Consider the following 22859-nt stretch of genomic DNA (forward strand, 5'->3'; position numbering starts at 1 on the left):
CTACCCCAGAATATCTTCGACAGACTTACCGCGCTTAGCGGCGACTGACGCTGGTGCGCGCATCTCTCTCAAACCCTTGAAGGTCGCATAAACGACGTTCACCGGGTTGGTAGAGCCGTAGCACTTAGCCAGTACGTTGTGGACACCAGCAACTTCCAGCACAGCTCGCATCGCGCCGCCGGCAATAACACCGGTACCGTCAGATGCTGGCTGCATGTAAACCCTGGATGCGCCGTGGCGGGCCGTAACGGCGTACTGCAAAGTAGTACCGTTGAGATCCACCTCAATCATATTGCGACGGGCATTTTCCATCGACTTTTGGATAGCAACCGGCACTTCACGTGCCTTGCCGCGACCGAAGCCAACCTTACCGTTACCATCTCCGACCACGGTCAGAGCAGTAAAGCTAAAGATTCGGCCACCTTTAACGGTCTTGGCAACACGGTTAACCTGAACCAGTTTCTCGATGTAACCGTCGTCACTTTTACGTTCGTTGTTCGCCATAACTCTACCCTTAGAATTCCAGACCACCGTCGCGAGCGGCATCTGCTAGAGCCTTCACACGACCGTGATACTTGTAACCGGAACGATCAAACGCAACCTGCGTAATCCCTGCTGCCTTGCCACGCTCTGCGATCAGAGCACCGACTTTTCCGGCTGCATCAATATTACTGGTTGCACCTTCACGCAGTTCCTTATCCAGCGTAGAAGCACTGGCCAACACTTTGTCACCTTCGCCAGCAATAAGCTGCGCGTAGATGTGTTGATTGGAACGATGTACGCTGAGACGAACCGCGCCGAGTTCACGCATTTTAAAGCGAGCACGGCGGGCACGACGCAAACGGGATTCTCTTTTAACGCTCATATCTATGCCCCACCTTACTTCTTCTTAGCCTCTTTACGACGTACATGTTCGTCAGCATAACGTACACCCTTACCTTTATAAGGCTCAGGCGGACGGAATGCGCGAATTTCAGCCGCGACCTGTCCAACCAACTGCTTGTCGATACCACTGATGACAAGTTCAGTCTGGCTTGGTGTTTGTGCAGTTACGCCTTCAGGAAGGACGTAATTGACCGGATGGGAAAATCCGAGGGTAAGGTTCAGGGTGTTTCCCTGAGCCGCCACACGATAACCAACACCGACCAACTGCAATTTTTTCTCGTAACCCTGAGTTACGCCAACAACCATGTTGTTGACCAACGCGCGGGTAGTACCCGCCAACGCACGAGACTGCTTCGCACCATCGCGTGGAGCGAAGGTGAGTACACTTTCTTCCTGCTTAACTTCGACATTATTATGAATGCCCAGTTGCAGAGAACCCTTGCCACCCTTAACAGACAGATCCTGGCCGTTAAGAGTAATTTCTACACCGCTTGGGATCGCTACTGGGGCTTTTGCTACTCGAGACATAGTTCCCCCTTAGAATACGGTGCACAAAATTTCGCCACCCACGCCAGCGGCGCGTGCAGCACGATCGGTCATAACACCACGGTTAGTGGAGACGATGGCAACGCCTAAGCCGCCATTGACCTTTGGGAGTTCACCCTTACCGGAATAGGCGCGTAGACCAGGACGGCTTGAACGTTTGATCTGCTCAATGACCGGGTTGCCTTCGAAGTACTTAAGCTCGATGCTCAGTACCGGCTTGGTTTCGCCTTCTACTGTAATGTCTCCCACATAGCCTTCATCTTTCAGGACCTTGGCCACAGCGACCTTGATCTTGGATGAGGGCATGCTGACAGAGGCTTTCTCTGCCATCTGGGCATTACGGATACGAGTCAGCATATCTGCTAACGGGTCCTGCATACTCATGTCTATATTCTCCTAAACTAAATTCGGTAATTACCAGCTGGCCTTAACCAGACCTGGGCAATCACCACGCATTGCAGCTTCGCGCAACTTAATTCGGCTCAAACCGAACTTGCGAAGGTAACCGTGTGGACGACCGGTTATCCGGCAACGGTTACGCTGACGAGCAGGGCTTGCGTCACGCGGCAATTTCTGCAGCGCAATTTGGGCATCCCACTTCTGTTCGTCGGTCGCATTCGCATCGGCCAGCACAGCCTTGATAGCAGCTCGCTTGGCGGCGTACTTTTCAACAGTACGCGTACGCTTCAGCTCACGCTGTTTCATTGAAATTTTTGCCATTAGACTAAGCCTTCCTAGGTTCTAAACGGGAAGTTGAACGCTTTTAACAGCGCCCGACCTTCGTCATCGTTACGAGCAGTGGTAGTCACGGTGATGTCCAGTCCACGGATAGTATCGATTTGATCGTACTCGATTTCCGGGAACATGATCTGCTCCTTGACGCCCATGCTGTAGTTTCCACGACCGTCGAATGACTTCGGATTCAGGCCACGGAAATCGCGGATACGAGGAATAGAGATAGACAGCAGGCGATCAAGGAACTCATACATGCGCTCACCGCGCAGAGTTACTTTAACACCAATCGGCCAACCTTCACGAACTTTAAAGCCCGCTACAGATTTACGCGCCAATGTCACAACTGGCTTTTGACCGGAGATTTTCTCCATGTCGGCCAGCCCGAAATCGACAACCTTCTTGTCCGCTACCGCCTCACCAAGACCCATGTTAAGGGTAATCTTGGTGATTTTCGGCACCTCGTTTACATTCGCCTGACCCAGCTCTTCTTTCAGCTTGGGTATCAGCTCATTGTTATAAAACTCTTTTAATCTTGCCATGATCGTTACCTAGCCAAATTAACCGTCAATTTTGGACTTGGTGGACTTAAAGACCCGGACTTTGTCCTTGCCTGCGCCATCAAAACCAACACGGTCAGCTTTTTGAGTTTCGGGGTTAAAAATGGCGACGTTAGAAGACTCAATTGCGGCCTCCTTCTCTACGATGCCACCAGGCTTACCCATAGTCGGGTTGGGCTTGGTGTGCTTCTTCACCATGTTAATGCCAGACACGATAAGCTTGCCGTCGTCTTTTACCTTAACGACCTTGCCACGCTTACCCTTGTCTTTGCCCGTGATAACGATGACTTCATCGTTCTGTTTAATCTTACGCATTTTCGAATCCTCTCCTTACAGCACTTCAGGTGCGAGAGAAATAATCTTCATGAACTGTTCACCTCGCAGTTCACGAGTCACAGGTCCGAAGATACGTGTACCAATCGGCTGATTGCTTGCATTCAGCAGTACCGCGGCGTTGCCATCAAAGCGGATCAAAGATCCGTCTGGACGACGTACACCCTTGCGAGTACGCACAACTACAGCGTTCATTACCTGGCCCTTCTTGACCTTACCACGAGGAATCGCTTCCTTAACGGTCACTTTGATGACATCACCAACACCGGCATAACGACGGTGGGAGCCACCCAGGACCTTGATACACATGACTCGACGAGCGCCACTGTTATCAGCAACATCAAGCATTGATTGTGTTTGAATCATCTTCTTTCTCCGTACTCGGACCTTATCAGCCCGAGACTTGATCCAATTTAGATCTGAGTAGCTTTTTCGTCGACAGAAACCAGCTCGAAGAACTTAGTCTTCGACAATGGCTTGATCTCACGAATAGTCACTACATCACCAATATTGCACTCATTATTTGCGTCATGGGCATGCAACTTAGTAGAGCGCGTCATGTACTTACCGTAAATGGCGTGCTTTACCTGGCGCTCAACGAGAACCGTAATGGATTTCTCCATCTTGTTGCTAACAACCCTACCGCTAAGAGTGCGCACTTTCTTTTCTGTGTCTGCCATCTTAGTTTCCTGCTTTCTCATTAAGCACAGTTTTTACCCGAGCGATATCGCGCTTAACCTGTGGCAGCAAATGAGACTGGCCAAGCTGGCCGGTCGCAAGTTGCATGCGGTAGTTAAACTGATCTCGGCGCAAAGCCAGCAGCTGAGTATTCAGCTCCTCGACAGATTTTTCACGCAGTTCTGTTGCTTTCATCACATCACCGTCCGCTTAACGAAGGTGGTTTCAACAGGCAGCTTAGCTGCAGCCAGAGCAAAAGCTTCACGAGCCAGCTCTTCGGAAACACCTTCCATTTCGTACAAAACACGGCCTGGTTGAATCTGGCAAATCCAGTATTCAACGTTACCCTTACCCTTACCCTGACGCACTTCAAGCGGCTTACCGGTAATCGGCTTGTCGGGGAAAATCCGAATCCAGATCTTACCACCACGCTTGATATGACGACTCATGGCACGACGCGCTGCTTCGATTTGACGAGCAGTGATTCGACCACGACCAGTTGCTTTCAGAGCAAACTCACCGAAGCTTACTGTGCTTCCCCGGTGAGCCAGACCGCGGTTACGGCCCTTCTGTTGCTTACGAAACTTCGTACGCTTTGGCATTAACATGTGCGTACTCCTTATTTAGCCGTTTTCTTCTTGGCGGGCTTAGGTGCTTCAGCTTCTTGCTGCTGGCCACCAATCACTTCGCCTTTGAAGATCCAAACCTTAACACCCAGGAGGCCGTACGTAGTCATCGCTTCGTAGCTGGCGTAGTCGATGTCTGCACGGAAAGTGTGCAGAGGTACTCGACCTTCCCGGTACCATTCGGTGCGGGCAATCTCAGCACCACCAAGGCGGCCGCTGATCTGAATTTTAATACCCTTGGCACCTATACGCATGGTGTTCTGCACAGAACGCTTCATGGCACGACGGAACATCACACGACGCTCCAACTGACCACAAATGTTCTGAGCAACCAACATGGCGTCTAGCTCAGGCTTACGAACTTCCTCGATGTTGATGTGCACTGGCACACCCATCATCTTGGAAATGTGAGCGCGCAGCTTCTCTACATCTTCACCTTTCTTGCCAATCACGATACCGGGACGGGCGGTGTGGATAGTGATGCGTGCGCTCTGTGATGGACGATGAATGTCCACACGGCTAACGGAGGCGCTCTTCAGCTTCTCCTGGATGTATTCACGAACCTGCAGATCTGTAATCAGCTTGTCCGCGTACTCCCGGCCGTCCGCGTACCATACAGAAGTATGGTCCTTGACGATACCGAGGCGAATACCAGTAGGATTTACTTTCTGACCCATCTGATCGACTCCTTATTTCTCAGCAACCTTGACAGTAATGTGGCAAGACCGCTTGATAATGCGATCAGCTCGACCTTTGGCACGAGGTCTAATGCGCTTCAAAGATCTTCCCTCGTCTACAAAGACGGTGGTGACTTTAAGCTCATCGACATCGGCCCCCTCGTTGTGCTCAGCATTAGCGATGGCAGACTCAAGAACAACCTTGAGCAGCTCGGCCGCTTTTTTATTGCTGAAACTCAAAATATTGAGCGCTTCATCAACCGCTTTCCCGCGAATCTGGTCTGCAACCAAGCGAGCTTTTTGGGCCGAAATGTTAGCGCCTTTGTGCATAGCAGCTACTTCTTGCATTTCAATGCCCTCTTAGCGCTTCTTGGCTTTCTTATCCGCTGCATGACCGCGATAGGTGCGGGTAGCGGCGAATTCGCCCAGCTTGTGACCAACCATATCTTCGCTAACGAAGACGGGTACGTGTTGACGTCCATTATGAACCGCGATGGTCAAACCGACCATTTGAGGCAGAATCATAGATCGACGCGACCAAGTTTTAATGGGACGCTTTTCGTTTTTCTCAACGGCATCCTCAACCTTCTTCAACAAATGAAGGTCAATAAATGGACCTTTTTTTAGTGAACGTGGCACTGTCGGTTCCTCTATTTAATTACTTAGACCCGCGACGGCGAACAATCATCTTGTCCGTGCGCTTGTTGCTGCGAGTCTTGCGACCCTTAGTAGGTACGCCCCAAGGTGTCACAGGATGACGACCACCGGATGTACGACCTTCACCACCACCGTGCGGGTGATCAACCGGGTTCATGGCAACACCACGAACGGTCGGACGAACACCACGCCAGCGACTAGCACCAGCCTTACCAAGAGAACGAAGGTTATGCTCGCTGTTAGAGACCTCACCCAGTGTGGCAACACACTCAGCAAGAACCTTACGCATTTCACCACTGCGAAGACGCAGAGTTACGTAAGAACCTTCACGAGCCACCAACTGAACAGAAGTACCGGCACTACGCGCAATCTGCGCGCCCTTACCTGGCTTCAGCTCGACACAATGAATAACGCTACCAACAGGAATGTTACGCAGAGGCATGCAGTTGCCCGCCTTAATAGGTGCATCTGCACCCGTGATCAGCTGATCACCTGCTTTAACACCCTTGGGCGCGATGATGTAACGACGCTCACCATCAGCATAACAAAGCAGAGCGATGTGCGCGGTACGATTAGGATCGTACTCGATACGCTCTACAGTCGCCGGGATTCCGTCTTTGTTACGACGAAAATCAACCAGACGATAATGCTGCTTGTGACCACCACCGATATGACGGGTAGTGATGCGTCCGTTGTTGTTGCGACCACCATTTTTGCTCTTCTTTTCTAGCAGAGGAGCGTAAGGCGCACCCTTGTGCAGATCGGGGTTAACGATCTTGACAACAAAGCGGCGACCAGCGGAGGTGGGTTTACATTTTACAATAGCCATAACGTTACCCCTTACCCTGCATTAGCAAAGTCGATGTCCTGACCCTGCTCCAGACTGACGTAAGCCTTTTTCCAGTCGACACGCTTGCCCATACCTTTGGCAGTGCGCTTGGTCTTGCCGTTCACATTAGCTGTGGCGACAGACTTAACCTTCACTTCGAACAGTTGCTCGACGGCCTTCTTAATCTCCAGCTTGGTCGCATCCTTAGCTACCTTGAACACGTACTGACCATTGGCCTCAGCCAGGATCGTCGCCTTCTCGGAAATGTGTGGACCTTGCAGTACCTGGAAAACTCGTTCCTGATTCATCCCAGCATCTCCTCAAACTTCTTAAGAGCAGCAACGGTCGCTACTACTTTTTCGTAGGAGACCATGCTGACAGGGTCAGCTGCATTAACGTCACGAACATCAACGTGAACGATATTGCGAGCACCCAGATACAGATTCTCATCGACTGAGTCAGCGATGATCAGTGCTTTTTCAACACCGAGCTCTTTCAGCTTGGCGATGACTTCTTTGGTCTTGGGAGCAGAAACTGCGAAATCCTCAACCACCACCAGGCGATCCTGACGAACCAGCTCAGAGAGAATGGTGCGCATTGCAGCGCGGTACATCTTCTTGTTGAGTTTCTGGGTGTGATCTTGCGGCTTGGCAGCAAAGGTTACACCGCCGCTGCGCCAGATAGGGCTACGGATAGTACCGGCACGGGCACGACCTGTACCTTTCTGCTTCCAAGGCTTACGTCCACCACCGCGCACTTCACTGCGGGTCTTCTGGGCACGAGTACCCTGACGACCGCCAGCAAGATAGGCAGTAACGGCCTGATGAACCAGAGTTTCGTTAAACTCACAAGCGAAGGTGCTATCGGATACCTGTAGGGTTCCTGCACCATTTACATTCAAATCCATGGCTTAATCCCCTTAGGTGCGCGCTTTAACGGCAGGCAGAACAACAACATCGCCACCTGGAGCACCAGGTACCGCACCCTTAATCAGCAGAAGATTACGCTCAGCGTCAACGCGAACCACTTCCAGAGACTGGACGGTTACACGCTCAGCACCCATGTGTCCTGACATCTTCTTGCCTTTGAACACACGACCAGGAGTCTGGCACTGACCGATAGATCCAGGCGCACGATGCGACAAGGAGTTACCGTGAGTGGCGTCCTGCATACTGAAGTTCCAGCGCTTGATGGCACCGGCAAAGCCTTTACCTTTAGACTGGCCACTAACATCTACTTTTTGACCGGCTTCAAAGCGGTCTACAGAAAGCTGATCACCTACCTGGAAAGTCTCTTCACCTTCCACACGAAACTCCCACAGACCACGACCGGCTTCGGTATTGGCCTTGGCGAAATGCCCTGCCATCGGCTTACTAACCCGAGTAGCACGACGAGCACCGGAGGTCACCTGAATAGCAGCATAGCCATCGGTGTCCGCGGTTTTCACCTGAGTGATTCGATTAGGATCAACTTCAACAACGGTGACGGGTATAGATACGCCGTCTTCGGTAAAAATACGGGTCATGCCGCACTTCTTGCCGACTAATCCAATAGTCATTGATTTAACCTCATATGTGTACGGGGCTTTAACCCGCTATGGCCGCCCATCTCAGAGCGTTACACCAAAAAATACACCCGCAGTGCGAGTGCACATTGAACGATTAACTGGAGAATAATTACGCCAGACTAATCTGAACCTCAACACCAGCCGCCAAATCAAGCTTCATCAGCGCATCTACGGTCTTTTCAGTAGGCTCGACGATGTCGAGCAGGCGCTTGTGAGTGCGAATCTCATACTGGTCACGCGCGTCTTTGTTGACGTGCGGAGAGGTCAGGATGGTGAAACGCTCTTTTTTGGTTGGCAGCGGGATAGGACCACGCACCTGCGCACCAGTACGCTTGGCAGACTCAACAATCTCTTGAGTGGACTGGTCGATCAGGCGGTGATCAAACGCCTTCAGGCGAATACGAATTTGCTGGCTTTGCATAATGCAAATAACTCCACGATTAAAGAACTAGGCTAGACACACGATGTTGCCATAGCAAAAGGAGGCGCAGATTCTACAGACGCCCCAGATCGCTGTCAAGCACACAGACAAAGAGAGGCCCCGCACAGGGCGGGGCCTCTCTTATATTTACGTTTTAACTAAAAGGTTACTTTCTTATTCGATAACCTTAGCTACAACGCCCGCACCTACGGTACGACCACCTTCACGGATGGCGAAGCGCAAACCGTCGTCCATCGCAACCGGGTTGATCAGGGTAACAACCATCTGCACGTTGTCACCTGGCATTACCATCTCAACACCCTCAGGCAGCTCGCAAGAACCGGTGATGTCAGTGGTACGGAAGTAGAACTGTGGACGGTAGCCCTTGAAGAAAGGAGTGTGACGACCACCCTCTTCCTTGCTCAGAACGTACACTTCAGATTCGAACTTGGTGTGCGGAGTGATAGAACCGGGCTTAGCCAGAACCTGACCACGCTCAACGTCGTCACGCTTGGTACCACGCAGCAATACACCTACGTTCTCACCCGCACGACCTTCGTCAAGCAGCTTACGGAACATCTCAACACCGGTACAGGTAGTGGTCTGGGTCTCGCGGATACCCACGATCTCAACAGACTCACCCACCTTAACAATACCGCGCTCAACACGACCGGTTACTACAGTACCGCGACCAGCGATTGAGAACACATCCTCGATCGGCATAATGAAGGCGCCATCGATGGCACGCTCAGGCTGGGGAATGTAGGAATCCAGAGTCTCAACCAGCTTACGTACCGCACTGGTACCCAGCTCGTTGTCATCTTCGCCGTTCAACGCCATCAGGGCAGAACCCGGAATGATGGGAGTGTCGTCGCCTGGGAACTCGTACTGATCAAGCAGCTCACGCAGCTCCATCTCAACCAGCTCCAGCATCTCTGCGTACTCTTCGCTGTCCGCGCCGCCGCAATCTTCCGCCAACAGGTCAGCCTTGTTCAGAAAGACCACGATGTAAGGTACACCTACCTGACGAGACAGGAGGATGTGCTCACGGGTCTGAGGCATAGGACCGTCGGTCGCACCACACACCAGGATCGCGCCATCCATCTGCGCAGCACCGGTAATCATGTTCTTTACGTAGTCGGCGTGCCCAGGGCAGTCAACGTGCGCATAGTGACGCTCAGGAGAATCATACTCAACGTGAGAGGTGGCGATGGTAATACCACGCGCACGCTCTTCCGGCGCGTTATCGATCTGATCAAACGCCTTCAGCTCACCAGAACCCCAAACCTCGGCACACACGCGAGTCAGGGCAGCGGTCAGAGTAGTTTTACCGTGGTCAACGTGACCGATGGTGCCGACGTTTACGTGCGGCTTATTACGCTCAAAAGTTTCCTTAGCCATTGCTAAATATACCTTTCTTAAATAGTTTCAAACAAAAATTTAGGCTTGCTTGCTTACCGCTTCAGCGATGCTGGATGGCGCTTCTGCATAGCACTCAAATTCCATGGAGTAGGTCGCACGACCCTGGGTAGCGGAACGCAAGTCAGTTGCGTATCCAAACATCTCACCCAGTGGCACCTGCGCATTAATCACCTTGCCGGAAGAGCTATCTTCCATCCCCTGCACCAGACCACGACGACGGTTCAGGTCACCCATCACGTCACCCATGTAATCTTCAGGAGTTACCACTTCAACCTTCATCATCGGCTCAAGCAGTACGGGATTCGCCTGCGGCGCGTACTTCTTCAAAGCCTGGGATGCAGCAACCTTAAACGCCATCTCGTTGGAGTCGACTTCGTGGAAGGAGCCATCGTACAGGCGAGCCTTAAGACCCAACAGAGGATAGCCGGCAATGACGCCGTTTTTCATCTGCTCTGCAATACCCTTCTCAACCGCAGGGATGTACTCCTTGGGAATCGTGCCACCAACAATCTCGTTGATAAACTCCAATCCCTCTGTCTCAGAGGGGGAGAACTCGATAACAACGTGACCGTACTGACCGCGACCACCGGACTGACGCGCAAACTTGTGGTTCGCATCGACCGTAGCCTTGATCTTCTCGCGGTAGGCGACGCGAGGCTTACCAATGTTGGCCTCGACACTAAACTCACGACGCATACGATCAACGATGATATCGAGGTGAAGCTCACCCATACCCGAGATGATGGTTTGGCCTGACTCCTCGTCGGTCTCGACACGGAAAGATGGATCTTCCTGGGCCAACTTGCCCAGCGCAACACCCATTTTCTCCTGATCCGCTTTGGACTTCGGCTCAACGGCAACAGAGATAACCGGCTCGGGAAACTCCATACGCTCAAGAGTGATGTGAGAATCAAGTGCACACAGAGTGTCGCCCGTGGTCACATCCTTAAGGCCGATCGCTGCGGCGATATCACCAGCAAGAACTTCTTTGATCTCTTCCCGGTTGTTCGCGTGCATCTGCACCATACGACCGATCCGCTCTTTCTTGAACTTAATCGGGTTGTATACGGAGTCACCGGAATTCAGGGTGCCGGAATAGACGCGCATAAAGGTCAGATTACCAACGAAGGGGTCGGTAGCGATCTTGAACGCCAGCGCAGCAAAGGGTGCCTTATCGTCAGCGCCACGCTCTTCTGTGGTTTCGCCGTCATCAAGAACACCTTCAATAGCCTTAACCTCTGCAGGTGAAGGCATATACTCGATTACCGCATCCAGCACGGCCTGTACACCCTTGTTCTTAAATGCAGAACCACCGAGGATAGGCACGATTTCGCTCGCCAAGGTACGCGCACGGATGCCCGCCTTGATCTCCTCTTCGGTGAGAGTTTCACCTTCGAGGTACTTTTCCATCATCTCTTCGGTAGCTTCCGCCGCCGCTTCGACCAGCTCCTCGTGCATGGCTTCACACTCTTCCAGCATATCTGCCGGAATATCGCCATACTCGAAAGTAATACCCTGATCAGCTTCGTTCCAAAGGATCGCCTTCATCTTCACAAGGTCGACTACGCCCTTGAACTCGTCCTCGGCACCGATAGTCATGTGCAGCGGTACTGCAACCGCACCCAGACGCTCTTTAAGCTGGTCTACAACCATCTTAAAGTCAGCGCCAGCGCGGTCCATCTTGTTGACGAATACCATGCGAGGCACGGAGTACTTGTTCGCCTGACGCCACACGGTTTCGGTCTGGGGCTGAACACCGGAAGATCCACACAGCACTACGACAGCACCATCAAGCACACGCAAAGAACGCTCTACCTCGATAGTAAAGTCAACGTGCCCAGGGGTGTCGATGATATTGACACGATGGTCCTGGAACTGCTTATTCATGCCACTCCAGAAACAGGTAGTCGCAGCAGATGTGATAGTGATACCACGCTCCTGCTCCTGCTCCATCCAATCCATGGTCGCCGCACCATCATGTACTTCACCAATTTTGTGAGATACACCGGTGTAGAACAACACACGCTCGGTAGTAGTGGTCTTTCCCGCATCAACGTGGGCAACGATACCGATGTTACGATATCGGGAAATAGGGGTTTTACGAGCCACGAGATTATCCTCGAAAAATTAGAAACGGTAGTGAGAGAAGGCTTTGTTAGCCTCAGCCATACGGTGAACGTCTTCACGCTTCTTAACCGCAGCACCCTTACCTTCGGCAGCATCGGCAATTTCACCCGCCAGACGCAGCGCCATTGATTTCTCACCACGCTTACGGGAGAAATCTACCAGCCAGCGCATAGCCAGTGCCGTACGGCGAGAGGGACGAACCTCAACCGGTACCTGATAGGTCGCACCACCCACACGGCGAGACTTAACCTCTACCATGGGCGCAATGGACTCCAACGCTTTTTCGAACAGCTCCAATGGATCACCTTTGGTGCGCTCTGCAACCTTGTCCAGAGCGCCATAGACGATACGCTCTGCAACAGATTTCTTACCACTGATCATTACGTGGTTCATAAACTTGGCCAGCGTTTGATTCCCGTACTTTGGATCCGGGAGAACTTCGCGCTTAGCGACAACTCTTCTTCTTGGCATGATAAGCCCTCTAAAAATTTAGGTCTTCAGGTCTGGCCTGAGTACTGCCGTTACCGGCGACGCTCAGCCTTACTCTTATCAACAGATAAAATTACTTCGGACGCTTGGTACCGTACTTGGAACGACCCTGCTTACGGTCGTTAACACCCTGGGTATCCAGGCTTCCGCGAACGGTGTGATAACGTACACCCGGCAAGTCTTTTACACGACCGCCGCGAATCAGTACAACACTGTGCTCTTGCAGGTTGTGGCCTTCACCACCAATGTACGAGGTTACCTCGAAGCCGTTGGTCAAACGCACACGACATACCTTACGAAGCGCAGAGTTCGGCTTCTTTGGGGTAGTTGTATAGACGCGAGTGCACACGCCACGACGCTGAGGGCAAGCCTGCAGTGCGGGTACGTCACTCTTTGCGACTCTGCGTTTACGCGGGCTACGAACCAACTGGTTAATAGTTGCCATGTAAGCAAACTCCAATAGTTAACAAATAGGGGCCAGAGCCCATTTAAAACCAGCTAAACCGAAATTTAGCCATGTTAAAGGACGCGAGATTCTATAGATCACGCGAACCTGAGTCAAGAGAAAGCCCGGAATCCGATGGTTAATCGGTCCGGGCCATACTCTTCTACTTCTTTATAGCGATTTGAACTTAGCTATCGCTAGAGTTCAGCGCTTCGCTCAACGCCTGCTCTACGTCACTCAAACTGACACTTGCAGTGCCGGTCGCCTGACCCTCTTCCTGGCGCTTGATACGGCGCTCCTTGTGATACGCGAGGCCGGTACCAGCCGGAATCAAACGGCCAACGACCACGTTCTCTTTCAGGCCGCGCAAGAAATCACGCTTGCCGGTTACAGCCGCCTCGGTCAGTACTCGCGTAGTCTCCTGGAAGGAGGCCGCAGAGATAAAGGACTCCGTCGCCAACGACGCTTTGGTGATACCCAGCAACACACGCTCACCCTTGGCCGGGATCTTGCCCTCAGCCACAAGCTCCTCGTTATGCTCGAGGAAACGCACATACTCAACCTGATCGCCACGAATGAAGCTTGAGTCGCCCGTATCGGTGATCTCAATCTTCCGCAACATCTGACGCAAAATGGTTTCGATGTGCTTATCGTTGATCTTTACACCCTGCAGACGGTAAACGTCCTGGATCTCGTTGACGATGTACTTGGCCAGCTCACTAATACCCAACAGGCGCAGGATATCGTGTGGGTTGGACGGGCCGTCGGAGATAACCTCACCCTTGACCACCTTCTCACCCTCGAAGACGTTAAGGTGACGCCACTTGTGAATCAGCTCCTCGTAAGGATCTCCACCGTCGGACGGGGTGATAACGAGACGCTTCTTACCTTTGGTCTCCTTACCGAAACTCACCATTCCGCTCACTTCAGCGAGAATAGAGGACTCTTTCGGCTTCCGCGCTTCAAACAGATCGGCAACCCGTGGCAAACCACCGGTAATATCCTTGTTGCCCGAGCTTTTCTGCGGGATACGGGCAATAACATCACCCACTTCAACCTGGGCACCGTCGCTCAGGTTAAGCAAGGAATCCGCTGGCAGGAAGTACTGCGCAGGAGCGTTACTGTCGGCAAGCTTGAGTTCGTTACCCTCATCATCGACCAGGCCAACGGCGGGACGAATATCCTTACCGGTCGCAGGACGATCCTTGGGATCAATAACCTCAATGTTGGACAAGCCGGTCAGCTCATCGGTTTTCTTGTTGACGGTGATGTTCTCTTCCATACCAGACAGAGCCACTTTACCGGCAATCTCGGTAATGATCGGGTGGGTGTGGGGATCCCACTTCGCCACTACATCACCGGCATTGACCGAAGCACCATCCTTAAGCAGGATATTGGCACCGTAAGGAAGCTTGTAACGCTCACGCTCACGACCGTATTCATCAGCTACCGCAAGCTCACCGGAACGAGACACGGCAACCAGAGATCCATCCTTACGCTCAACCGTTTTCAGGTTGTGCAGGCGCACCGCACCGCTGGTCTTAACCTGGATGCTATCAGCCGCAGAGGTCCGCGACGCCGCACCACCGATGTGGAAGGTACGCATGGTAAGCTGGGTACCCGGCTCACCAATCGACTGGGCAGCAATAACACCTACAGCCTCACCGCTATTTACCTGATGCCCACGACCCAAGTCACGCCCGTAACACTTGGCACAGACGCCATGACGGGTTTCACAGGTGATGGAGGAGCGTACAAACATCTCATCGACGTTCATCCTTTCCAGCTTTTTCACCCAATCTTCGTCTATCAGGGTGCCCGCCTCTACGGCTATTTCAGACTCGGTGCCAGGCTTAATAACGTCCTGCGCAACGACACGGCCCAGGATTCGCTCACCGAGAGGTTCTACTACATCACCACCCTCGATATGAGGCGCCATCCACAACCCGTGATCGGTTCCGCAATCAACCTCGGTAACCACCAGATCCTGCGCCACATCGACCAGTCGACGGGTCAGGTAACCGGAGTTAGCCGTTTTCAGTGCGGTATCCGCCAAACCTTTACGCGCACCGTGAGTCGAGATGAAGTACTGAAGCACGTTCAAACCTTCACGGAAGTTCGCCGTAATGGGCGTTTCGATAATGGATCCATCAGGCTTGGCCATCAGGCCACGCATACCCGCCAACTGTCGGATCTGGGCTGCGCTACCCCGTGCTCCGGAGTCTGCCATGATGTAGACAGAGTTGAAGGATTCCTGCTCCTCCTGCTTGCCTTCACGGTTGGTAACCGTATCACTACCGAGGTTATCCATCATCTTCTTAGCCACGAGCTCGTTAGCGCGGGACCAGATATCGATAACCTTGTTGTATTTCTCGCCCTGAGTTACCAGACCGTTGCGATACTGATCCTCGATTTCACGAACCTCTTCGGAGGCATCTTCGATGATCTGGTTCTTTTCATCCGGAATCACGAAGTCGTTAACACCGATGGATGCGCCCGACTTGGTCGCATAAGCGAAGCCGGTATACATCAGCTGGTCCGCGAAGATAACAGTCTCTTTAAGACCTACGTTGCGGTAGCAGGTGTTGATCAGGTTGGAGATCGCCTTCTTTTTCATCGGCTGATTAATCAGTTCGTAAGGGATTCCATCGGGGCAAACATCAAACAGCAACGCACGACCAACGGTAGTCTCAACCAGCTGGAGCTGGGGAGTCTTGTTACCCTCGGCGTCGATGGTCACTTCGCTAACACGTACCTTACAGCGAGTGTGCAGCTCAACATTGCCGGTACGGTAAGCGCGCTGCGCCTCCTTGATATCGGCAAAGACCATGCCCTCGCCCTTGGCGTTGATGCGCTCGCGGGTCATATAGTAGAGGCCCAACACCACGTCCTGCGAAGGCACGATGATAGGATCACCACTGGCAGGCGCCAGAATGTTGTTAGTCGACATCATCAGGGCACGGGCTTCGAGTTGCGCCTCGATGGTCAGCGGTACGTGCACCGCCATCTGGTCACCGTCAAAGTCGGCGTTATAAGCCGCACAGACCAAGGGGTGCAACTGGATAGCCTTACCTTCAACCAGCACCGGCTCGAATGCCTGGATGCCCAAGCGGTGCAGGGTCGGCGCTCGGTTCAGCAGTACCGGGTGCTCACGAATAACCTCGTCGAGGATATCCCACACCAGGCCCTCTTCGCGCTCCACCATCTTTTTAGCCGCTTTAATGGTGGTAGCAGCACCACGCGCTTCCAGCTTGCCAAAAATGAAAGGCTTGAACAGTTCCAGCGCCATCTTCTTGGGCAGGCCACACTGATGCAAACGCAGCGTGGGTCCAACCACGATAACGGAACGGCCAGAGTAATCGACCCGCTTACCCAGCAGGTTCTGGCGGAAACGACCCTGCTTACCCTTGATCATATCGGCAAGGGACTTCAATGGACGCTTGTTGGAACCGGTAATGGCACGGCCACGGCGACCGTTATCGAGCAACGCATCCACAGATTCCTGCAGCATACGCTTCTCGTTGCGCACGATGATATCCGGCGCGCTCAGGTCCAACAGGCGCTTGAGTCGATTGTTACGGTTAATTACCCGACGGTACAGGTCGTTCAGGTCGGACGTCGCGAAACGACCACCATCCAGAGGTACCAGCGGACGCAAATCGGGTGGAAGTACCGGCAGAACCTTGAGTACCATCCACTCCGGGTCATTACCGGAGCTGTGGAACGCCTCGATCAGCTTCAGGCGCTTGCTGAGCTTTTTGATCTTGGTTTCGGAACTGGTAGCCGGAATCTCCTCACGCAAGCGAGCAATCTCTTCGGCCAGGTCCATATCACCCAACAGGGCCTGAACCGCTTCGGCACCCATTTTGGCTTCGAAGTCATCGCCGAACTCTTCCAGCGCTTCGTAATACTCTTCGTCGTTGAGCATTTGACCCTGCTCAAGACTGGTCATGCCTGGATCCACTACGACATAGGACTCAAAGTAGAGCACTCGTTCGATGTCACGCAGGGTCATATCCAGCATCATGCCGATGCGGGACGGAAGCGACTTCAGGAACCAGATATGCGCTACAGGGCTCGCCAGTTCGATGTGACCCATACGCTCGCGACGTACTTTGGCCAGCGCGACTTCGACGCCACACTTCTCACAGATAACACCACGGTGCTTGAGGCGCTTGTACTTACCGCACAGACACTCATAGTCTTTAACCGGGCCAAAAATCTTGGCACAGAAAAGCCCGTCACGCTCGGGCTTGAAGGTCCGATAGTTGATGGTTTCCGGCTTTTTAACTTCACCAAATGACCAGGAACGGATCATTTCCGGCGACGCCAGTGAGATCCGAATGGAGTCAAACTCCTCGGTTTGTCCCTGGGTTTTCAGTAGATTCAATAAATCTTTCAAGATCGTATCTCCTCGCGGGGTTGGCTAAGGGCTGTCAGTTCAGTGACAGCCCCCCGCGTTTCGCTGCTTACTCGGTTTCCAGTTCTATATCGATGCCAAGAGACCGAATCTCTTTCACCAGAACATTGAACGACTCAGGCATGCCGGGCTCCATTCTATGGTCACCATCGACGATGTTTTTGTACATCTTGGTACGACCATTAACGTCATCCGACTTGACGGTGAGCATCTCTTGCAGAGTATAGGCGGCGCCGTAAGACTCTAGTGCCCACACCTCCATCTCTCCGAAACGCTGACCACCAAACTGCGCCTTACCACCTAGCGGCTGCTGGGTAACGAGGCTGTAAGAACCGGTAGAACGAGCGTGCATCTTATCGTCAACCAGGTGATTCAGCTTCAGCATGTACATGTAACCGACGGTGACAGGTCGATCAAACTGATCTCCGGTACGCCCATCAAACAGTGACATCTGGCCAGACTCTGGAATACCCGCCAGCGCAAGCAGCTCCTTGATCTCACTCTCACGAGCACCATCAAAGACTGGAGTCGCCATCGGAACGCCATCACAAAGATTGCGAGCAAGGTCGAGCACTTCGGCATCATTCAACTCGTCCAGGTTCTCGTCACGACCACCAACACCGTTGTAGATCTTGTCGAGGAACTTGCGAACGTCAGCGATACTTTTCTGCGTCTGGATCATCTCGTCGATCTTGCGACCCAGACCCTTTGCAGCCATACCGAGGTGAGTTTCAAGAATCTGACCCACGTTCATTCGCGACGGTACACCCAATGGGTTGAGCACGATATCAACTGGCTCACCATGCTCATCGTGAGGCATATCCTCGACAGGCATGATGACAGAGATAACACCCTTGTTACCGTGACGTCCGGCCATCTTGTCACCTGGCTGGATACGACGCTTGATCGCAAGGTAAACCTTAACAATCTTCTGCACACCCGGGGCGAGGTCATCGCCGGTCTGCAGCTTCTTCTTCTTGTCTTCGAAACGATCGTCAAGCATCTCGCGACGCTCTTTAAGCTGCGCTTCAGCCAATTCCAGCGCTTCGTTAAGCGCATCATCAACCATTCTCAACTTGAACCACTGCCCGCGATCGAGACCTTCAAGATATTCCTTAGTCAGGACGTCGCCCTTCTTCAGGTCTGGACCGCCATTGACCTTTTGGCCAACCAGGGTGTCCTGCAAACGCTCGAAGGTTGCTTGCTCAACAATGCGATACTCATCGTTCAGGTCCTTGCGGATCTCATCAAGCTGGGTTTTCTCAATGGAAAGCGCGCGCTGGTCTTTATCAACACCATCGCGGGTAAAGACCTGCACATCAATAACGGTGCCCTTGACCGAGGTCGGGACTCGCAGCGAGGTATCTTTAACATCAGAGGCTTTTTCACCAAAGATCGCACGGAGAAGTTTTTCCTCCGGAGTGAGCTGGGTCTCGCCCTTGGGCGTTACCTTACCAACCAGAATGTCACCCGCTTCCACTTCAGCGCCCACATAAACAATCCCGGACTCGTCCAGTTTGTTAAGTGCATGCTCGCCTACGTTGGGAATATCGGCAGTAATCTCCTCCGAACCCAGCTTGGTCTCACGGGCTACACAGGTTAGCTCCTGAATATGGATGGTAGTGAAGCGATCTTCCTGTACCACTCGCTCAGAAACCAGAATGGAATCCTCGAAGTTGAAACCGTTCCAGGTCATAAACGCAATGCGCATATTCTGGCCCAGCGCCAATTCGCCAAGATCCACGGAAGGTCCGTCGGCCAGCACATCTTTACGCTCGACTTTATCACCCGCTTTGACCAGTGGACGCTGATTAATGCAGGTATTTTGGTTGGAGCGGGTGTACTTGACCAGATTATAGATATCCACACCGGCTTCACCGGCCTTGATCTCTGAGGCGTCGACACGAACCACAATACGGCTTGCGTCAACAAACTCAACAACACCACCGCTTTTGGCAACCACACAAACACCGGAGTCGGTTGCAACCGCACGCTCGACACCCGTACCGACCAGCGGCTTTTGCGAGCGAAGGGTTGGCACTGCCTGGCGCTGCATGTTGGACCCCATCAAAGCACGGTTAGCATCATCGTGCTCGAGGAAGGGAATCAGTGACGCCGCTACCGATACAACCTGACGCGGGGAGACATCCATGTAATTAACACGATCAGGCGTCATAAAGGTAAATTCGTTAAGGTGACGAACACTTACCATTTCGTCGACCAAGCTACCTTTTTTATCCAGAACCGCGTTAGCCTGGGCGATAACAAAGGCAGACTCTTCGATGGCAGACAGATAGTGAATCTCGTCCGTTACCTTGCCATCAATAACCTTACGGTAGGGGCTCTCGAGGAATCCGTACTCGTTGGTGCGCGCATAGCTCGCCAATGAGTTGATCAGACCAATGTTCGGTCCTTCAGGGGTCTCGATTGGGCAAACACGACCGTAGTGAGTCGGGTGTACGTCTCGAACTTCGAAACCGGCGCGCTCACGAGTCAAACCACCCGGACCCAAGGCCGAGACACGGCGCTTGTGGGTAATTTCGGAAAGAGGGTTGTTCTGGTCCATAAACTGGGACAGCTGGCTGGAGCCAAAAAACTCCTTGATGGCTGCCGCTACCGGCTTGGCATTGATCAGATCCTGCGGCATCAAGCCTTCGGACTCTGCCATGCTCAAGCGCTCTTTTACCGCACGCTCAACACGCACCAGACCAACGCGGAACTGGTTCTCGGCCATTTCGCCAACAGAGCGGATACGACGGTTACCGAGATGATCGATATCGTCGACAATGCCCTTACCGTTACGTATGTCGACCAGAGTCTTAAGCACCGCAATGATGTCATCATTGTCGAGCACCCCGGCACCAACATCAGAGTCGCGACCAATACGGCGGTTAAACTTCATCCGACCTACGCCGGACAGATCGTAACGATCCGTGCTGAAGAACAGGTTGGTGAACAACGTTTCTGCAGCTTCCTTGGTAGGAGGCTCGCCAGGACGCATCATGCGGTAGATTTCTACTAACGCTTCCAACTGATTGGTGGTTGTGTCTGCAGCCAGAGTATCGGAGATAAACGATCCGCAATCCAACTCGTTGGTGTAGATCACCTCAAGTTCGGTAACGTTCTTTTCGCGAATAGTTTCAAGCACCTCAAGGGTGATTTCGGTATTACATTCGAACAGAATCTCACCGCTGGCTTTATCCACCAGACCACGAGCAAGGCGCTTGCCTAACAGGTATTCTACAGGCGAGTCGAGCTTATCGATCTTGGACTTTTCGAGCTGCTTGATATGGCGGGCCGTAATACGACGACCTTGCTCAACAATCAGCTTGCCGGACTTATCTTTGATATCAAAGCTGGCGGCTTCACCGCGCAGGCGCTCAGGTACCAGCACCATTCTAACGCCATCGTCAGTTAGCTCAAAACCGGTGGTATCAAAGAAGATCTGCAGAATCTCTTCAGAAGACAGGCCCAACGCGCGCAGCAGGATGGTCGCCGGCAATTTACGACGACGGTCGATTCGAGCGAATACCAGATCTTTGGGATCGAATTCGAAGTCGAGCCATGAGCCGCGATAAGGAATCACTCGAGCATTGTAAAGCAGCTTGCCCGAAGAGTGCGTCTTACCGCTGTCATGACTAAAGAAAACGCCGGGTGAACGGTGCAGCTGAGATACGATAACCCGCTCGGTACCATTAATTACGAAGGTACCGTTCTCGGTCATCAGGGGAATTTCCCCCATGTACACTTCCTGCTCCTTGATGTCCTTGATCGCCTTGTTAGAGGACTCCTTATCGTAAATGATAAGGCGAACCTTAACGCGCAAGGGTGCGGAGTACGTAACGCCCCGGAGCTGACACTCCTTAACGTCAAACACTGGCTCACCTAGGCGATAGCCAACATACTCCAGTGCAGCACTGCCGGAATAGCTGACAATAGGAAACACGGTTTTGAATGCGGCATGCAAGCCACGCTCGGCCAACTCCTCCTGAGAGGCACCGGTTTGTAAAAAGTTGCGATAAGAATCCAACTGGATAGCCAGCAAATAGGGCACGTCCATAACGTGCGGCAGTTTGCTGAAATCCTTGCGGATGCGTTTTTTCTCAGTGTACGAGTAAGCCATTAATGTTCCCCAGCTTAGCCACCTAGCGAATCGATTCGATCGAGTCACATCATCGGACCATCGAATTTCTCAAAAGGACGAAGTATCGCCCCAAAACCGTTACAGCTGTTCTACCTCAAAGAGGCCCGAAGCAACTCCAGTAAAACTACTGGACTTACAACGGAAAAAGGCCAGTGCCCAAAAGGGCACCAGCCATAAGCACCAATTAAAAAATCAGGCTTTCGGTGATCACAAGCAGTTACTTGATCTCTACCTGGGCGCCTGCTTCTTCAAGCTGCTTCTTAGCTTCTTCGGCGTCAGCCTTGCTAACACCTTCCTTCACTACTGAAGGAGCACCGTCAACCATGCCCTTGGCTTCTTTCAGGCCAAGACCGGTGATAGCACGAACCGCCTTGATAGCGTTTACTTTCTTATCGCCAGCAGAGGTCAGTACAACGTCAAACTCGGTCTGCTCTTCAGCAGCCGCACCGCCAGCGTCGCCGCCAGCAACAGCAACAGCAGCTGCAGCGCTAACACCAAACTTCTCTTCCATTGCTTCGATCAGTTCAACAACGTCTTTTACAGACATCTCTGCTACGGCGTTGATGATATCTTCTTTAGTAAGAGCCATTTCTCTATTCCTAAACGTATTGAGCGTAATGCTCGTTAATCTGTTTCAGGCTGCCATCCCATAACGGGATATCAGGCAGCTTGCTCTTGTTTTTGGTCGCGGATGGCGGCAATGGTACGAACCAGCTTTCCTGCTGCTGCTTCTTTCATTACGCTCATCAAGCGTGCAATTGCTTCGTCGTAAGTCGGCAGTTTGGCCAATACGGCCACATCAGCCAACTCGCCTTCAAAAGCTGCTGCTTTTACCTCGAACGCAGAATTTTCCTTTGCAAAATCGGACAGCACGCGTGCAGCGGCGCCGGGATGCTCGGTAGAAAATGCGATCAGGGTAGGACCTACAAACGTCTCAGTGAGACATTCGTAGGCAGTGCCTTCTACTGCACGACGAGCCAGGGTGTTACGAACGACTTTAAGCCAAATGCCGTTCTCACGCGCCTGGGCACGTAGAGCAGTCATGTCAGTTACGGTTACGCCACGAGAATCGGCAACAACCGCTGACAAAGCACTGTTAGCAGCTTCCTGGACTTCGGCAACAATTGCCTTTTTGTCTTCTAGTCCTAAAGCCACGGATCTACTCCAGTTGGTTTAACAAAGACCCCTAAGGGTCATCCACTCGGTGTGGCAACTCAGAATTCTGAATCGGGGTCACACCATCTGCGCAGGTATTACATTAAGCCTTGCGGCGCCTGCGGTCTTTGACAGCTCCTGCACAA

27 protein-coding genes are annotated in these 22859 nt (G+C 52.5%); all 27 read right to left on the minus strand.

What is annotated here, in order from left to right; all coding sequences use genetic code 11:
* On the minus strand, positions 1-504 hold the full coding sequence (gene rpsE, locus ACP3PW_RS16945) for a 30S ribosomal protein S5 (RefSeq protein ID WP_426417922.1): 504 nt from the start codon (positions 502-504) through the stop codon (positions 1-3).
* Positions 505-514: 10 nt separating this feature from the next.
* Positions 515-865: a 50S ribosomal protein L18 gene (rplR, locus tag ACP3PW_RS16950; RefSeq protein ID WP_426417923.1), complete on the minus strand. Its 351-nt coding sequence runs from the start codon at positions 863-865 to the stop codon at positions 515-517.
* Positions 866-879: 14 nt separating this feature from the next.
* Positions 880-1413, minus strand: a complete 534-nt coding sequence (gene rplF, locus ACP3PW_RS16955) for a 50S ribosomal protein L6 (RefSeq protein ID WP_426417924.1) — start codon at positions 1411-1413, stop codon at positions 880-882.
* A 9-nt stretch (positions 1414-1422) separates the two neighbouring features.
* Positions 1423-1815: a 30S ribosomal protein S8 gene (rpsH, locus tag ACP3PW_RS16960; protein WP_426417925.1), complete on the minus strand. Its 393-nt coding sequence runs from the start codon at positions 1813-1815 to the stop codon at positions 1423-1425.
* Positions 1816-1845: 30 nt separating this feature from the next.
* Positions 1846-2151, minus strand: coding sequence for a 30S ribosomal protein S14 (rpsN, locus tag ACP3PW_RS16965; protein WP_426417926.1), 306 nt, complete (start codon positions 2149-2151; stop codon positions 1846-1848).
* 14 nt (positions 2152-2165) lie between these two features.
* Positions 2166-2705 (minus strand): 50S ribosomal protein L5, encoded by a 540-nt coding sequence (rplE, locus tag ACP3PW_RS16970; protein ID WP_426417927.1) that lies wholly within the window; start codon positions 2703-2705, stop codon positions 2166-2168.
* An 18-nt stretch (positions 2706-2723) separates the two neighbouring features.
* Positions 2724-3038, minus strand: coding sequence for a 50S ribosomal protein L24 (gene rplX / locus ACP3PW_RS16975; protein WP_426417928.1), 315 nt, complete (start codon positions 3036-3038; stop codon positions 2724-2726).
* A gap of 15 nt (positions 3039-3053) precedes the next feature.
* Complete coding sequence (gene rplN / locus ACP3PW_RS16980) at positions 3054-3422, minus strand: 50S ribosomal protein L14 (RefSeq protein WP_426417929.1); 369 nt, start codon at positions 3420-3422, stop codon at positions 3054-3056.
* A 47-nt stretch (positions 3423-3469) separates the two neighbouring features.
* Entirely contained in the window at positions 3470-3736 is a 267-nt protein-coding gene (gene rpsQ, locus ACP3PW_RS16985; protein ID WP_426417930.1) for a 30S ribosomal protein S17, read from the minus strand.
* Position 3737: 1 nt separating this feature from the next.
* Positions 3738-3929, minus strand: coding sequence for a 50S ribosomal protein L29 (rpmC, locus tag ACP3PW_RS16990; protein ID WP_426417931.1), 192 nt, complete (start codon positions 3927-3929; stop codon positions 3738-3740).
* Positions 3929-4342: a 50S ribosomal protein L16 gene (gene rplP / locus ACP3PW_RS16995; RefSeq protein ID WP_426417932.1), complete on the minus strand. Its 414-nt coding sequence runs from the start codon at positions 4340-4342 to the stop codon at positions 3929-3931. Before rplP ends, rpmC begins: the two co-directional genes overlap by 1 nt.
* A gap of 11 nt (positions 4343-4353) precedes the next feature.
* On the minus strand, positions 4354-5037 hold the full coding sequence (gene rpsC / locus ACP3PW_RS17000; protein WP_426417933.1) for a 30S ribosomal protein S3: 684 nt from the start codon (positions 5035-5037) through the stop codon (positions 4354-4356).
* Between the two features lie 12 nt (positions 5038-5049).
* Complete coding sequence (rplV, locus tag ACP3PW_RS17005) at positions 5050-5385, minus strand: 50S ribosomal protein L22 (protein ID WP_426417934.1); 336 nt, start codon at positions 5383-5385, stop codon at positions 5050-5052.
* Between the two features lie 12 nt (positions 5386-5397).
* Positions 5398-5676 carry a 30S ribosomal protein S19 gene (gene rpsS, locus ACP3PW_RS17010; RefSeq protein WP_426417935.1) on the minus strand — a complete coding sequence of 93 codons (279 nt, stop codon included), beginning with the start codon at positions 5674-5676 and terminating at the stop codon, positions 5398-5400.
* A gap of 19 nt (positions 5677-5695) precedes the next feature.
* Complete coding sequence (rplB, locus tag ACP3PW_RS17015; RefSeq protein ID WP_426417936.1) at positions 5696-6523, minus strand: 50S ribosomal protein L2; 828 nt, start codon at positions 6521-6523, stop codon at positions 5696-5698.
* Between the two features lie 11 nt (positions 6524-6534).
* Entirely contained in the window at positions 6535-6831 is a 297-nt protein-coding gene (gene rplW, locus ACP3PW_RS17020; protein WP_426417937.1) for a 50S ribosomal protein L23, read from the minus strand.
* Positions 6828-7430, minus strand: a complete 603-nt coding sequence (gene rplD, locus ACP3PW_RS17025) for a 50S ribosomal protein L4 (RefSeq protein ID WP_426417938.1) — start codon at positions 7428-7430, stop codon at positions 6828-6830. Before rplD ends, rplW begins: the two co-directional genes overlap by 4 nt.
* A gap of 12 nt (positions 7431-7442) precedes the next feature.
* A complete protein-coding gene (gene rplC / locus ACP3PW_RS17030; protein ID WP_426417939.1) occupies positions 7443-8081 on the minus strand; it encodes a 50S ribosomal protein L3 in 639 nt (212 codons plus the stop codon).
* A gap of 118 nt (positions 8082-8199) precedes the next feature.
* Positions 8200-8511 carry a 30S ribosomal protein S10 gene (rpsJ, locus tag ACP3PW_RS17035; RefSeq protein ID WP_426417940.1) on the minus strand — a complete coding sequence of 104 codons (312 nt, stop codon included), beginning with the start codon at positions 8509-8511 and terminating at the stop codon, positions 8200-8202.
* 174 nt (positions 8512-8685) lie between these two features.
* Positions 8686-9912: an elongation factor Tu gene (gene tuf, locus ACP3PW_RS17040; RefSeq protein ID WP_426417941.1), complete on the minus strand. Its 1227-nt coding sequence runs from the start codon at positions 9910-9912 to the stop codon at positions 8686-8688.
* A gap of 39 nt (positions 9913-9951) precedes the next feature.
* Positions 9952-12042: an elongation factor G gene (gene fusA / locus ACP3PW_RS17045; protein ID WP_426417942.1), complete on the minus strand. Its 2091-nt coding sequence runs from the start codon at positions 12040-12042 to the stop codon at positions 9952-9954.
* A gap of 18 nt (positions 12043-12060) precedes the next feature.
* Positions 12061-12531 carry a 30S ribosomal protein S7 gene (gene rpsG, locus ACP3PW_RS17050; protein WP_426417943.1) on the minus strand — a complete coding sequence of 157 codons (471 nt, stop codon included), beginning with the start codon at positions 12529-12531 and terminating at the stop codon, positions 12061-12063.
* Positions 12532-12622: 91 nt separating this feature from the next.
* The gene (rpsL, locus tag ACP3PW_RS17055) at positions 12623-12994 is read right to left on the minus strand and encodes a 30S ribosomal protein S12 (RefSeq protein WP_426417944.1); all 372 of its coding nucleotides are present in this window, start codon (positions 12992-12994) and stop codon (positions 12623-12625) included.
* 187 nt (positions 12995-13181) lie between these two features.
* On the minus strand, positions 13182-17396 hold the full coding sequence (gene rpoC / locus ACP3PW_RS17060) for a DNA-directed RNA polymerase subunit beta' (protein WP_426417945.1): 4215 nt from the start codon (positions 17394-17396) through the stop codon (positions 13182-13184).
* 67 nt (positions 17397-17463) lie between these two features.
* Entirely contained in the window at positions 17464-21537 is a 4074-nt protein-coding gene (rpoB, locus tag ACP3PW_RS17065) for a DNA-directed RNA polymerase subunit beta (protein WP_426417946.1), read from the minus strand.
* A gap of 238 nt (positions 21538-21775) precedes the next feature.
* The gene (gene rplL / locus ACP3PW_RS17070; protein WP_426417947.1) at positions 21776-22147 is read right to left on the minus strand and encodes a 50S ribosomal protein L7/L12; all 372 of its coding nucleotides are present in this window, start codon (positions 22145-22147) and stop codon (positions 21776-21778) included.
* Positions 22148-22218: 71 nt separating this feature from the next.
* Complete coding sequence (gene rplJ, locus ACP3PW_RS17075; RefSeq protein ID WP_426417948.1) at positions 22219-22713, minus strand: 50S ribosomal protein L10; 495 nt, start codon at positions 22711-22713, stop codon at positions 22219-22221.
* Positions 22714-22859: the final 146 nt, after the last annotated feature.

This window comes from Aestuariirhabdus sp. LZHN29 (assembly GCF_049985285.1).
In the GTDB taxonomy this organism is placed as follows: domain Bacteria; phylum Pseudomonadota; class Gammaproteobacteria; order Pseudomonadales; family Aestuariirhabdaceae; genus Aestuariirhabdus.